10 protein-coding genes are annotated in these 14,136 nt (G+C 39.7%); 3 read left to right on the top strand and 7 right to left on the bottom strand.

Going from position 1 to position 14,136, the window contains the following annotated elements; genetic code table 11:
- Window positions 1-12: 12 nt before the first annotated feature.
- Complete coding sequence (locus ORNRH_RS08760; RefSeq protein WP_014791494.1) at window positions 13-1,866, top strand: S9 family peptidase; 1,854 nt, start codon at window positions 13-15, stop codon at window positions 1,864-1,866.
- 71 nt (window positions 1,867-1,937) lie between these two features.
- Here ORNRH_RS08760 and ORNRH_RS08755 read toward each other — a convergent pair whose 3' ends face one another.
- The 7 genes from ORNRH_RS08755 to ORNRH_RS08725 all read right to left on the bottom strand — a co-directional run bounded on the left by ORNRH_RS08755 (window position 1,938) and on the right by ORNRH_RS08725 (window position 11,650).
- The gene (locus ORNRH_RS08755) at window positions 1,938-6,167 is read right to left on the bottom strand and encodes a PKD domain-containing protein (RefSeq protein ID WP_014791493.1); all 4,230 of its coding nucleotides are present in this window, start codon (window positions 6,165-6,167) and stop codon (window positions 1,938-1,940) included.
- Between the two features lie 6 nt (window positions 6,168-6,173).
- Window positions 6,174-6,887: a hypothetical protein gene (locus ORNRH_RS08750; RefSeq protein ID WP_014791492.1), complete on the bottom strand. Its 714-nt coding sequence runs from the start codon at window positions 6,885-6,887 to the stop codon at window positions 6,174-6,176.
- 231 nt (window positions 6,888-7,118) lie between these two features.
- Complete coding sequence (locus ORNRH_RS08745) at window positions 7,119-7,685, bottom strand: hypothetical protein (protein ID WP_014791491.1); 567 nt, start codon at window positions 7,683-7,685, stop codon at window positions 7,119-7,121.
- A 569-nt stretch (window positions 7,686-8,254) separates the two neighbouring features.
- Window positions 8,255-8,647 carry an HU family DNA-binding protein gene (locus ORNRH_RS08740; RefSeq protein WP_014791490.1) on the bottom strand — a complete coding sequence of 131 codons (393 nt, stop codon included), beginning with the start codon at window positions 8,645-8,647 and terminating at the stop codon, window positions 8,255-8,257.
- A gap of 607 nt (window positions 8,648-9,254) precedes the next feature.
- On the bottom strand, window positions 9,255-9,617 hold the full coding sequence (locus ORNRH_RS11685; protein WP_052040749.1) for a fibrobacter succinogenes major paralogous domain-containing protein: 363 nt from the start codon (window positions 9,615-9,617) through the stop codon (window positions 9,255-9,257).
- Window positions 9,618-9,709: 92 nt separating this feature from the next.
- Complete coding sequence (locus ORNRH_RS11680; RefSeq protein ID WP_014791489.1) at window positions 9,710-10,975, bottom strand: hypothetical protein; 1,266 nt, start codon at window positions 10,973-10,975, stop codon at window positions 9,710-9,712.
- 15 nt (window positions 10,976-10,990) lie between these two features.
- Window positions 10,991-11,650 (bottom strand): hypothetical protein, encoded by a 660-nt coding sequence (locus ORNRH_RS08725; protein WP_014791488.1) that lies wholly within the window; start codon window positions 11,648-11,650, stop codon window positions 10,991-10,993.
- An 817-nt stretch (window positions 11,651-12,467) separates the two neighbouring features.
- Between ORNRH_RS08725 and ORNRH_RS08720 the strand changes: the two genes are divergently transcribed.
- Window positions 12,468-12,776, top strand: coding sequence for a DUF4286 family protein (locus ORNRH_RS08720; RefSeq protein ID WP_036601909.1), 309 nt, complete (start codon window positions 12,468-12,470; stop codon window positions 12,774-12,776).
- 84 nt (window positions 12,777-12,860) lie between these two features.
- On the top strand, window positions 12,861-14,102 hold the full coding sequence (locus ORNRH_RS08715) for a porin (protein ID WP_014791485.1): 1,242 nt from the start codon (window positions 12,861-12,863) through the stop codon (window positions 14,100-14,102).
- The last annotated feature ends 34 nt before the right edge of the window (window positions 14,103-14,136 follow it).

Here is a 14,136-nt window from a genome sequence, read left to right as displayed (position 1 = left end):
GCTATTTTTTTAATGAAACGAATATTTGTAACCACATTATTTAGCCTATTTTCTTTAACCATGGCTCAAAAACAACAACTTACGCCAGAAACACTCTGGCAACTGGGGCGTGTAAAAAGCATTAGCCTCACACCTGACAATCAAAACCTTATTTATCAAGTGAGTACGCCAAACATGGCAGAAAACAAAATCCCAACGGAATATTTTAGCCTTAATTTAAAGGATAAAACATCGCACAAGGTTTCGAAAGAATTTGCGAAAAGTTTTGACAAAAAAATCTCGCCAAATGGCGAATTTGAACTTTTCACCAAAGAAGTTTTAGTCGAAAAAATTGAAGCCAAAGACATTTATCCAGATTTAAGCAAATCCACAGGATATTTGTACAGCGACCTGCAACATCGCCACTGGGACACTTGGAACAATGGGCATTTCACACATTTATTTATCCGAAATTTAAAAACAGGCGAAGAGATAGAAATGCTCAAAGATGAGCCTTATAATATCGTAGAGTTTACTTGGAACACAGACGGAAGCAAAGCCGTATATGTGTCCAAAAAATTATATGGAAAGGCTTACATGACTTCTACCAACACCGATGTATATGCCTATGATTTGAAAAGCCAAGAAACAGAAAATTTAACTAAAGGTATGATGGGCTATGACACGCAACCTGCTTTCAATGAGCAAGGCGTGATGGCGTGGACAAGCATGGCAACTGATGGCTACGAAGCTGACAAAAACGATATTTTTATTTTGGCGAAAGGCAAAAAAATCAACTTGACTAAAGATTGGGACGGCACAGTAAATAGCTTTATTTGGAACAAAAAAGGCGATAAAATCTACTTTGTAGCACCTACGCCAGGCGAAGAGCAAGTTTTTGAAATCAGCGATTTGTATAAAAAACCCAAAGTGACTCAGCTTTCAAAAGGAATGCACAACATCACGCACATTGTGGGCGAAGTGGGCAACCAATTGATTGTAGAAAAAACCGACATCAATCATGCGGCAGAAGTCTTTAGCTTTGATTTAAAATCAAAAAAATTAAGTCCGCTCACACAAGTGAACGATGCTTTTTATAGCCAAGTTACTCCTTCTAAAGTGGAACAAAGATGGATTAAAACCACGGACAACAAGGAAATGCTTGTAAATGTGATTTTTCCACCGAATTTTGATAAAAACAAAAAATACCCAACCTTACTTTATTGCCAAGGCGGACCTCAGTCTCCTGTAAATCAATTTTATAGTTTCCGTTGGAATTTTGCCCTAATGGCTGCAGAAGGCTACATTGTTGTGGCTCCAAACCGCCGAGGGCTTCCAGGTTTTGGGGTAAAATGGAACGAAGACATCAGTGGCGACTGGGGCGGACAAGCTATGCGCGATTATCTTTCTGCCATCGACGCGCTTGCCAAAGAGCCTTATGTAGACAATGACCGATTGGGAGCTGTGGGCGCAAGCTACGGCGGATATTCTGTTTATTATTTAGCAGGTATTCACAAAAAGCGTTTTAAATCGTTTATCGCACATTGTGGTGTGTTTGATTTGCGCAGTATGTATGGCGAAACCGAAGAGCTTTTCTTTGTGAATCATGATGTAGGCGGCCCGTACTGGGAAGGGCACAAATCTTATACTACCTTCAACCCGATTGAACATGTAAAAGATTGGGACACTCCGATTTTAATCATTCACAATGATAAAGATTACCGCGTGCCGATTAGCCAAGGTTTGCAGGCTTATACGGCTGCTCGATTGATGAACATTAAATCTGAATTATTGTTCTTCCCAGATGAAAACCACTGGGTAACACAGCCACAAAACGGATTGTTCTGGCAACGCACTTTCTTTAAATGGCTCAAAGATACTTTGTAAGATGTGTTTTTTTGACTAAAGATAAAAGTAAAGTCCGCTCGATTGAGCGGACTTTACTTTTTTAAACAATTCTACTTGATGTCAAATTTCTGCATTAAATACTGATTCACTTGGTGGATTTCCTCATCGGTAAGTTGGCGGTCGTAGATTAAGACTTCTCCAATTTCGCCTTTCCAAATTCTATCATTTCTTCCTCGATCTTTAGATATTTGGTCTATTCTTGCACCCCCTTTTCCATTAGCAGTTCTTAGGGTATAGAGAGCCAATTTATCAGTAATAAAGTTAGTATTAAAATAATCCTTAGGTTGAGTATTTACTGTAGTTATCCCTCCGTTTGTGGAATTAAACCTATCTCTGTCTGATATCCAGCCACTGAAAATACTGCCTTTGCTGCCTCCACTGTGCAAATCTGCTGTGTTGCTATGTCCTAATAGCATACTAAAATTGCTAGTTGTGTTAGGGTTTAGCTTAGAGACTACAAAGATTGTTTTGCCTTCGTAGGTTTTGCTTAGCTGAAGGTAGCCGCCTTTCATATCAAATACTTTGGCGTTGGTGGCTATTGGTAAAGTTTTTACTTCTACTTGCTCTTTATTTACGATAGAAACTCTACTCATAGAGACATCATCATAGACAGTGCCTTCTGCTAGGTTTACATTGTCTGCATTAATTCTGGATACCAGTCCAGGGATACGATTGGGCACATCTGAAGAGGTGTCTTCGCTATGGGCTATTCCGTATTTATCCATTAGATAGAGATTGATTTCTCTTATTTCTTGGTCGGTTAAGTCTTTGTCTATGATGATAGCTTCGGCTATTTCTCCTTGCCATGTTCTGTTTGCATATCCTCTGTCTTTTGATATATAGCGAACTCGTGCTGGAGATTTTCCTTGGGCGGTGCGCATAGTATATAGCGTGAGCTGATTGGTAGAGAAATTAGTAGTGAAATAGTTGCTGTTGTAGCTGTTAATCATTGTTCTTCCTCCGTTGCTTTCATCAAATTTGTTTTTATCTGTCATATACCATTGGCTAAAGATGGGCCCTTTTTTTCCGCCACCATGAAAATCTGCTCCTCCATCATGCCCAAATAGCATGCTTATTCCGCTGGTGGTAGTTTCATTTAGTTTGGATATGATAAATAGTGTTTTCCCTTCATAGTTTTTTCCTAAATCGATATAGTTGTTTTGTTCTCCAAAGTTTAAAACTTTGTTATCTCCTACTTGTTTTAGTGTGATGGCATCTCCTGCTAGAGTATAAACTTTACCTGTAAATCTATCGGTAAGTGTTTTTTTGGACAGATTGGTTTTGGAGGCATCTGCCCATACTTTGATATGTGGTAGGATATTTTTTATGGCATCTGGCACATCACAAGCACAATATGGGTATACCGTAAGATAATCTGGGAAATAATGTGTGTAACTATTACCTTTATCATCTTGTAGCGTGAGACGCACTCCAAATCTTCCGTATTTATTATATTTTACTTTTGGGGTGTTGGTGTTTCCATCGGTTACTTCTGTGGCTCCTGGGAAATCCCAAGTTATATTGGTGATGTTTTTCCCGTAGTAGAGAGAGGTGTTGGTAACATTAAATATATATTCTTTGTTGTAACTGAATTTTTCAGGAGCGTCTATATTTAGTTTTAGGATATTCATTTTGGCAAGTACTTCGTCTGGGAGTTTGCGTGTCCAAATTCCTGCGCCAGATGTAGCCATAAAGAATTCTCCTGTTCGGTATTGTATTTTAGGCTCTATAATAGAAAGATTAAAAGGGAGGTCTTCGCTGTATTCTTTCCAGTTTCCGTCTATGTAGTAAAATACTTTAGATTTGTTATTTCCAAATATGAAAATGATATCTGTTCCTCTAACATTTAAGATATGGCGATAATTAATGCCCACTTCTGGATTGGCTAAATCTGTATAGCTTTCTCCGCCATCTTTGCTTACTTTTATGATGTTTTCTTTTGTATTATATCGTTGTAATACATAGATGGTTTTGGGGTCTGTATCGGATATTGTAAATGTGATGTTTCCGCTTGTGAAGGGTTTATTTTTGGGCGTCCAGTTTTTCCCTCCATCATTAGAAGCGTAGATTAGATTATCTACCATAAGGTATTGATATAGCGGGTTGGAGAAGGATACCACATATTGCTGTACAGAGGCATTAGGGCTGAATTGTAATTCTTCTAACAGAAGACTTTTATTTTCCTTACTACTGAAATAGTATAATTTTGCTTCGCCTTTTGCTTTTTCCTCTTTAGATTGCACATAATAATAGGTGTTCCCGATATAATCTCTTTGTGTATAATATTGGTTATCTCCTCCTGCGTAGGGTTCTGGTGGTGGTGGATTTAGAGGAGTGGTAGTTTTAAATCCTTCATTTAAATTAGGAGAGACAATTACACCTCCGAAGTCCACGAAATACATTTGTCTTTCGTCATTTAGAGGAAGTACAGTTCCTGTAGAAGATTCGCCACCTCCTAAGTGTTTAAAGATACCTGCTCCATAAGAGGACACATGATAGGAGTCTCCGTTGTGATACATACCTCCTCCCATGGTGGTGTTATATTCTCCTACATCAAATCCCCAATAATCTCCTCCAAGCCCATTGGTTCTTACGATGTTTTCTCTCTCAAAAAAATCGGAAGAGTAATTAATTCCTCCATCTGTTGTGAGCCATGTATCTACAGTACCATCTTCATTTTTTTGCTGAAAAAATGTTTGCATATCGGGGTGCAACTGCTTTCCTCCTTGATAGCCCCCAAAAGCACCGAAGCTCTTACCTCCATTTCTTGACTCCCAAGCGTTCAGCCCGCCTAACACGATGTGATTTGGATTGGTAGGCGACACAACGATGGCACAATTGTAAAAACCTTGTGTATAACCGCCCAAAGGCTGAAAAGGAAATGTTGCTAAGTTTCTATTAGTAGTACTATTATATCCTTGCGCCCCTCTACCAGGACCATTCGTATTAGGCAGAGTCCAGTTCTCGCCGCTGTCATCGCTACGATACACCCCAAGATAGCCATTATCTTCTGCCTCTCTATTTTCAATCAAATAGGCATATACTATGTTATCATTGCTTAAAGAAGTTGCCAACCTTCCCCCAAAACTTTTTTGCATTCTTTTTTCAGGTTCAAACCAGCCTTTACCAGCCGTTCCTTTTATTTCCCAAGAGGAGCCCCCATCTGTAGATTTATAGAAATATAGATGATTTTTGGCATCATTAAAAGCCAATGCATAAAATTCACCTTTGTGATTTGGGCGACTCACTACATCTGTAATTCCTTTTTCCAGCAACACCTCAAATCGATAAGACACCTCACCTCCTACAGAACTTTGTCTCAATCTCAAGACGCCTCTATTGGTTGCCAGCAACACAATATCATTCATAGGATTATCGTCCACCGAAACGCTTATAATTTTAGAAATTGCATTTCCAGGGCTGCTATATTTAGGCAATTCATTAAAATTAGATGTTATGTCTTTCCAAGTTACGCCCCCATCTCTAGAAACATACAATCTACCAACACCCCAACCAGCAGAAACACCCGCAAAAATCACATTTTCATTAGAGGCTGAAAAAGACAATGCCGTTACTCCTTTTATATTATAATTCTTTGCAGCATAGTGCCACATCCCCCCTTTGTTTTTAGAGACATAGATAGTTCCGTTTTCCACGGCGCACACGGCATAATTTGGGTTTGAGGCTGACTGGGCAAAAGCTCGCACATTGGCTTGCGATGTTACATGCGGTCTTCCATCATTAGTAAGCATTTGTACAGGACCGTAGTAATGCCAACCCTCAAAAGTAGCATGATAGGGCACCTCCTCGCTATCATAGATGGAAGAGGCATTTGCGCTTCTGGGGCTAAAAAGACTTCTTCTCGTACGCTTTTTAGTCTTAGGCTGAGTGCTAAAATTAGCTTTCATCTCGCGCTCAGTAGGGTACTCTACAAAGCCCTTTTCGTTTATGTAGGGCTGCACTTCTTTTCTCCATTCGAGGTATTCCTTCTCATACTCGCTACGAAATTCCTTTTTCATAGGAGCACTTTCTTTTCTAGCGTTTGAAAGCCAAGAGGAGCGAGGCTCTTTATGCTTTTGCTTTTCGGCTTTTATTGCTTTTAGCACTTCTGGGCTAAACTCGTTAGAAGTTTTATTTCTATAAATTTCATATAAAGAATCTACTACATACACATTGGGATTTGCAGATTTCATAGCAATATAAAACTGCGGTTCCTCCTCCCTACTCTGCGCTTTTAAGGCACTAAAAGCAAGTAAAAATATAATTAAATATCTAAACATTCCTTTTTATTTATATTGTACTAGCAAACTCACCGGAGTATCCTCGCCCCCTACGCGATAAGTAAAATTAAAATTGCAACAATCGTTGTAGTAAGCAGAAACCTCGGCTCTGTATTTTCCCGCCGGAAGTTTTTTGATGGCTAAAAGTTGTAAATTCCCATAATAGTCTGAAATACCATCAGATAAAAAAGTATTAGATGCCTTATCTATTATCTGCTCCGTCTGGTCTTCTACGTTAGTAAGCTTTATCTTAAACAATGGGGCAAAAGCAGAACTTCTCCCCTTAAAGTTAACCGCCGAAGTAAATTGCACATCTTTGCTAGTCTTTAACTCAAAATCAATCTGAGTATTGGGAATTGTTGTTTCTGATGAATTTTGGCTTATTTCAACGGGAGCCCCAGCCTTAGTATCCATAAAATAAGAAGCCCCTGAAACCTTCACCTCACCCGAAGGGGCTACTATGGGAGCCCATTTTTCTCCATCCCAAAAATAAAATTGATTATCTGTTTTATTAAAGATAAGTTGTCCTTTCTCGTTTCCACTTGCGGGATTTTGAGTAACTCTCGGCACCAAAATTCCTGCAGAAGAATCTGGCTCATCGGGATCTTTCACTTCTATGTGAAAGGTAGCCTTAGGCTCTGTTGTATTAATTCCTACTTGTGCTTTTGCACTTTGCGCGATAAAACTAATTAAAATTACGCTGTATACTATTATTCTCATACCTTATTTTTATTTAAGCGCGCAAAAATACCCCATTTTTTACAAACACAACACACTTTCAAGCAATTACTTTCAGAAAAATGAAATTCATTTCACAAGATTACTAAAATTTAGCAAAAAAAGTTCACAATTCTTCACTTAAAAAACCCCACATCATTCACACAAAAAACGGGGACAATTTCTGTTGAAATTGCCTCCGACTTTACACATAAAATTTAACATTGATTATTCTCAGTATTTCACTGCGATTAAGTTGCCTAGCCTCACCATTAAATCCGAACGATTAGCACATCCTGTCATTACCTTGGTTCGATCCGAATACACTTCATAATTAGCATGCAAAGATTCCACTTCTTCTTTCTTTACTAAAAATTCTTTTTCGCCTTGCAAGTATTTCATTATGTCTTGCGCAGGTGCAACAACTTCGGCATAATTGGCTCTCACTTTTAGCAAAGGCAAGCCTGCTCCTTGATAACTCTCACACAAAATAGGGCTCCCTGTTTCTACATTATAGAAATCTCCATACAACGAAATTTTATTCCCTTTCCCTTTAATAAGACCATGACTGAAATAAAATATAGGCTCTCGCCCTAATTGCTCCCAAGCTGGCACGCCCATTCCCAAATGCCACCACAGGGCTCGCTCTCCATGAGGGTCAGAGAACTTTACCCAGCGTCTTCCGTTATAGAAATAATATCCTTTCTCGTCTATTTTACTCACCTTTTCATTCACCCCATCATATTGCACATCTTCTACATACAACAGAGTTCCTTCCACAGGCACACTAATATCTGCCACGCGCTGCTTTTTTTTTAGTTTAGACGCAATGATCCCCTCATTGGTATACTGATTTTTCCGATGCCTTTACCTCTAAGGTAGCCAAAGGCTGTTCTACATTAATCCCTACCCTTCCTGTCGGGACTTCTTGAACTCAAACTATCTGAATCCACAAATTAATATTTTAAACCATTTCTTTTTCATACAATATCACAATCATATTACACTTATAGAAACTCTAACACCCTATAATAAAATAACTAAAATAGTTCGCAAATTTGAATATATTTTACAAGAAAAATAAAAATATATTTCAGCCTCATTACATTTCTTCTAATAAAAACACAAATCAACATCAAACAATCTAAAAATAAAAAGAACTAAGAAGCCTTAAAGAAAAGCCCCTCTCTATGCGAGCGCTCCCGTCGTGCGACGGGAACGCTCCCATCTGCACACGCGAACTATCCCGCGAATGAACGCAAACGCTCCCGCAATGTCGCGCGAGCCTTCGTGTTGAGGTAAGAAGCTTTTACACACACAAAAAAAAGCCCTCACTAGTGAGGGCTTTCATACCTTAAAATGGCTCAAGACTACTTCTTGCTATATTTCTCGTATTTCACGGTTTTGAGCATTTTGCGAAGTGCATCGCCTGGGCGAAACTGTATCTTGTTGCCCCTAATCAAGTTAGGGCTAAACTTTTCTTCCGACACTGCCCCTTCGCTGGTAAGGCTGACTTGGAAATTCCCAAACTCCCCAAACTTCACTACTTTACCATCTGATAAATGACGAGTGCAAGTCTTTATCATCTCATTGAGCACTGCCAAAACATCGGTATCGCTCACCGTGGTAGAACCGCCAGAAATCTCCTCGGCGATTTCTTTAAGACTAATATCTCCATCTGCCTTAGCATTGGCATACCACTTGCCGGGCTCTTCTCTCTTCTGCGGATTCTTGCGCTCCACTACATTGTATTTTACTGGCATAATTTCTTATTTTTTGATTGTTAATTCTTATTTATGATTCATATTCCTATTTGTTATTCATATATTAAATGCTTCTTTTTGTGGGGCTAATTCCTCATAAGGGAATAAAAAAGCCTGCAAAGTCTTTCTACAAGTGCCTTTGCAGGCTTCTTCTTTCAACCAACTTTTTTCCTTGATGAAAAAAGTTGCAAAGTCCGCGACAGCGGAGTATGTGAGTCAAGAGCAAGAGAAATGGGCTACTGCGTACCGTAGGACTCCGCGGGCTTGCCTCCCTTTCTCCCAAGGCTTGTCTCTCGGACGCGCACCGCTCCGCCTACTGCCCATGCACTTGCTCGGTAACGCTTCGCTTTGTTTGAGCTTGCGTGAGTTGGGTGAGTGAAGGCAGGTTTAGGGAGAGCCTCCATAGCGAACTTGAAAGCTTTAGCTTTCAAATAGCGGAGGCGAACCCCGTGCCGCTAGGCAAACCGCTGCCTTCGCTCTTGACTTTTTCGTTTCACATACTCTTGCTCCAAGTCTTCGCAAGACTTTGGGTCAAGCCAAAATGAACAGAAAAACACCACGCTCTATCAAGCACCCCTCTCTTAAAAAGAAGGGAATTGAACCCTCGCTAATCCTGGCGACAGCGCAACGGGCGCCCCCAGTAACGATCGCTGCGATTGTAGTGATTGTAGGTGCGGCTAATGCTATCACTGAAGTGCAAGTACCACGCGCGGGAACTATCGTGCGGAGAAGAGGACCAGTACCAGCCACTAGGATTGCCTGGAGTTGGATCCCATCGTCCAGCGAGCTTATCGCCCGCATAAGTGAGGTGCAACACATCAGACTGCCAAGCTTGTGCATTTTTACTTGGAAGTAAATTTTGATATGCCTCCCACTCCTCTTTTGTAGGCACATGATAACCCGCAGGACATGGATTGGTGTAAGACTGTAATTGGTCGTTACTGTACCAAGGCATGTTAGGGTGGGTCATAGAACCACTGGTAGGAGAAGTATAAGTGGTAAGCTCGTGCCCATCGGCTTTTCTACCCCACTGGAAGTGCGAACCATAAGCATTTTCATCTCTTAATGACTTAGCCCCTGCACTGGGTTAAAGGCTGGGTGGTCTACATTGGCGTAATTAGCCCCTAAGTTATTATTCAACCACAACTTGTCGTCTCTACCTTTTACAGGCACATAGATAAATCTATGCTCGTACTTGCCATTGGTCATTACATTAAAGTTTTTGTCTGGGATACCGCTTATTGCTTCCACATTCACCGTATGGTATACATCTCCTAATTTAATCGGAATGCTTGCGATTAAGGCTTTCCCCATTTCTGTGCCACCATTTGTCAAGGTTTGTTTTTTCACTTTAAAACTTTGGTCTGTCCCAGAAACGATAATTTCTCCTGTAATTACCCCTCCCCCTGAATTAAACCTTCCGGAAGGTATATACAAAGTTAATTGATTTACATCGCCATCTTGCCCTGCATCTGCATTGGTAGATACTGTATAATCTACTTGCTCATAAGCGATATTGTTTCCATTAGTATATGGTATCTTTATTGTAATTTTATGAGTCGTATTATCTATATACCCCTGATATTCCGAATTTCCGTATTGTAAAGAGGGCACATACACCTGCTGAGACGGCGCAATCGTAGCATGTCCACTGCCACCGCCTTGCTGTCCACTGCCAGCACTTGGCGGCTGTACTCCTCCACCTGGAGGCGTTACACCTGTGCCTGGAGATACTAGTGTACCTCCGCCTGGGTTGGTGGTAGCCACACCAGATACGGTATCCCAACCTGTACCATTATACACCTCTACTTGTTTAGTAGTCGTGTTATAAATAAGGCTTCCTTCTTCTACTCCTTTTAGCTTGTCTCTTTCTGTTGTGGTGTATTTTGGCAAAGTGCCTAAAGTAGTGCCAGCTACAGCATCAGCGCCTAAACGCACCCACTGCCCATTAGCTACACTTTGAGTTTCTGCTCCGTTTGGATTAGAAAAATAATAAAATCCTGGTGTTACAGATACTTGCTTTCCCTGTGTAGCGGCATCACTTCCTGTGGTTCCTTTTGCCATATTATAGACTACCACGCCATCAAAACCTGAAAGCACTACCTCATCGGTTACTACATCCAAGTTAAATTTAAACTTTGTTAAGTCTGTTTTGGGAAAACCTAATAGTTTTCCTGTTGAGAGGTCAGCCTCTCCCTGAAAATTACTGGCATCTAGAAAATAATTAGTGTCCAATAACTGAGCTTTTGGCAAGCCATTTGTCAATACCTGAGCATTAGCAGACAAGGCTATCCCAAGCATTATTGCTGTTATAAATATCTTTTTCATATTATTTATTTTAGATTAGTTTCTTCCTCCTATTAAATACCATTTATTTCCATCAGACCAAACAATCTGAGCTGATGAACCTGTAATTCCTGTTGTTCCCATTGGATAATTTATCCCTTCTTCACCACCATAATTAATAGAACCACCTATAGAATTTTTAAAATGGATAATTGCACCTTGATGCTTTTTAGGGTCAGGCAATGAAAAAGGACTTTCTTTAGAAGTAAATTCATAATAATTCACCAAGCCTTCTCCATTATTTGTCCAATCATAATCAGTTGTAACCTTCTGATTAAATCGCGCTTTAAAGTTTTTATCTACAACACCTGTGTTACTTGCTGCTCCTGGCTGTGTACCACTTCCCGAAGTAGACCCCACTAACTCTTGTAATGTGGTGGTACTAATTGGCAAACGCAATAAGTTTCCATCTTTGTCTACTACCAAAATCTCGGTGGCTTTTACTTTAGACTCTGGCAATACGGCAGCTCTCGCTTTTCTTACACGCGCACCTCCATCCACATCTAAGGTTGCGGTAGGATCATTGGTGTTTATTCCTACTGCATTTTCTTTTAGAGACTCGCTTGGCGTTGCAGTATCCACCACTGCTTGCCCTAATACTTGGGTACTCAAGCCTAACAAGGCGAATACTCCTAAGCTTAACATTGTCTTTTTCATAAAATTTAATTTTAAAAAGTTTCTATTCTGTTTATATTTATCTCTGTTATTAATTTTTTGTTCCCCTTGTTTTCATAAAAAAGCCTTACCGTGGAGTTAGGGGATTTCCACAGCAAGGCCAAAACTTAAAAACGATTGTCGGCTATTCTCATAGCGAACATTACATAACAACTTTCCTAACGGTTTCGCTAGAAAAATTAAGTATGAAAAAAAACATTCTACTAGGAAGCGCGTTCCACGAGAGTATATGAAAAAAAGTATTTTACAGTGTGGGACACTGCAAAAACATTTATTTTTAGATAAACATAAAGCCAATGCTCCCAAACGGAACTTTGGCTTTAGTCTCTTTATACAATATAGTATAGCTAGCAACAAGCCAGCAACAATATTTTTGGTTTTTAAATAAAGGAAAGAAGCATTTGCACAAGCAAACAGACAAACTATATTATAAGGTATATATTTGTGTGTGTGTGTGTGTGTGTGTGTGTGTGTGTGTGTGTGTGTGTGTGTGTGTGTGTTTACACTTTTTCTTGAACTATGCAAGAAAAAGTTGTTAAACTTATCATAATTCATTATATGTTGCACACACTGTTTCATAGACAGGGGCAAAGCTATAAAATGTTTTAGAAACTACAAGCCTTTAAGCTGTTAAAATTGTGACACTTCTCTTTATCAAGAAAAAAATGCTGTTTTACTCAGCTTGTTTTTTCCTTTCCATAAGTTACTCCTAATCCCCTAAAATTAAGATTAAATTTGCCACGAGATAAAAATTCTGCTACCTTTGGACGGCAAAATAATTTCCTTTTTACACCTAAACATGAAAATTTATAACATAACTTTTATTGTAGAAAATAGCGTAGAAAATGATTTCTTAGATTGGCTCAAAAATGAGCATATCCAGAAGTTGCAAGAAACCAATTGCTTTGGCAAAGCTAGGCTTACCAAAATTTGCGCTCAGCAAGACCCCAATTCAAAGAATTATTCTCTTCAATTAGAAGAAAAAGACAATCTTTTGGCTACTTACCTAAAAGATTTTGCGCCTAAATTAAAACACGAAATCATGATTAAATTTGCCAATCGCGTGCTTTTCTTTGAGACAGAACTAGAGCACTTGCACGACTTTTAAATTTCTCTGCGCTCAAAACACTAACTTAACATTCTATTAATATTATTTTTTTTACTTTTGCCCAGAAGTAAAATTAATAGCTAAATGAAAAAAGTTTTGAGCCTCCTCACGCTCATCGCGTGCGTTTGGACAAATGCGCAAGAAAAAGTACTCGTAGTTTCAGACAAGGATTCTACCAAAATCAGAGCCATCGCCAAGCAAGTGCACCTTGATGTTCTGCCCTATTACAATTTCGGGAAAGGCATTGGGATCACTTCGCCAGACAGCTTGTTTCAATTGAATTTGCGTTTTAGAATGCAAAACCGACTAGAAGCTCGTTTCGAAGACCACGAGCCCGTGCAATTCCAAGGAGCCATTCGCCGTTTGAGATTAAGATTTGATGGATATGTGGGCAACCCTAAATTCCTCTACGCCATTCAATTGTCGTTTGCACCAGAAGATGTGGGACGCGCCAAAGATGGGCAATACATAAACATCATAAGAGACGCGGTGGTGTTTTACCGAGCCAACGAGCATTGGACTTTTGGCTTTGGACAAACCAAGCTGCCTGGCAACCGCCAAAGAAACAACTCCTCTGGTGCGTTGGACTTAACCGATCGCTCTATCAACAATGCGATGTTCAACATCGATCGTGATTTTGGGTTCCAAGCGATTTATTCTCATTTAAAAGAAAATGAATTTGGCTATAATCTAAAAGGTGTCATTTCCACAGGAGGCGGGAGAAATTTCAACGAACCGACTGACGGACTGGCTTATACTGGGCGAGTGGAATTGTATCCGCTGGGGAAATTCAAGAAAAAAGGTGAATTTTTCGAGGGAGATTTAATGAGAGAAACCTCGCCAAAACTTTATTTGGGCGGGACTTATCATTTCAACCAAAATGCGATAAAGGCACAGGGGCAAAGAGGAAAAACACTTTTTGAACAAAGAAATCTAAACGCCTTGCTTTTAGATGCTATGCTTAAATACAACGGCTGGTCTGCCATGGCAGCGTTTATGAACCGCACCACCCAAGATCCAATCACTTACAATGCAGACCGCAGCAAATCGCAATATGTATTGGCGGGCTATGGTTACGACGGGCAGCTAAGCTACACATTCCCAAGCCACTGGGAAATTATCGGACGCTACTCGCACAACGAGCCAAACAAAGAGATTCAGCAATGGCAACCTATTCACAATCAGTTTTCTTTGGGTTTAACTAAATACATTTGGGAACACGCATTCAAAGTTCAGTTTGAGGTGAGCAAAAACAATTTTGAATTCCTAAACGGAGAGAAAAAAGACAATTGGTATGCCCGTTTCCAAGTCGAAATCGGAATTTAATTATAATTAAAAAATACTTAAAAACGCTAATTTT

The organism is Ornithobacterium rhinotracheale DSM 15997 (assembly GCF_000265465.1).
In the GTDB taxonomy this organism is placed as follows: Bacteria; Bacteroidota; Bacteroidia; order Flavobacteriales; family Weeksellaceae; genus Ornithobacterium; species Ornithobacterium rhinotracheale.
Note: the sequence above shows the minus strand (reverse complement) of the source record. Positions and strands in the feature narration are given on the sequence as shown.

Excerpts from the sequence above, each read along its gene's own strand:
- ORNRH_RS08725 (WP_014791488.1), bottom strand. The coding sequence starts at position 11,650 with ATGAAAAAGACAATGTTAAGCTTAGGAGTATTCGCCTTGTTAGGCTTG.
- ORNRH_RS08755 (WP_014791493.1), bottom strand. The coding sequence starts at position 6,167 with ATGTTTAGATATTTAATTATATTTTTACTTGCTTTTAGTGCCTTAAAA.
- ORNRH_RS08760 (WP_014791494.1), top strand. The coding sequence starts at position 13 with ATGAAACGAATATTTGTAACCACATTATTTAGCCTATTTTCTTTAACC.
- ORNRH_RS11685 (WP_052040749.1), bottom strand. The coding sequence starts at position 9,617 with ATGACCCACCCTAACATGCCTTGGTACAGTAACGACCAATTACAGTCT.
- ORNRH_RS08750 (WP_014791492.1), bottom strand. The coding sequence starts at position 6,887 with ATGAGAATAATAGTATACAGCGTAATTTTAATTAGTTTTATCGCGCAA.
- ORNRH_RS08740 (WP_014791490.1), bottom strand. The coding sequence starts at position 8,647 with ATGCCAGTAAAATACAATGTAGTGGAGCGCAAGAATCCGCAGAAGAGA.
- ORNRH_RS08715 (WP_014791485.1), top strand. The coding sequence starts at position 12,861 with ATGAAAAAAGTTTTGAGCCTCCTCACGCTCATCGCGTGCGTTTGGACA.
- ORNRH_RS08720 (WP_036601909.1), top strand. The coding sequence starts at position 12,468 with ATGAAAATTTATAACATAACTTTTATTGTAGAAAATAGCGTAGAAAAT.
- ORNRH_RS11680 (WP_014791489.1), bottom strand. The coding sequence starts at position 10,975 with ATGAAAAAGATATTTATAACAGCAATAATGCTTGGGATAGCCTTGTCT.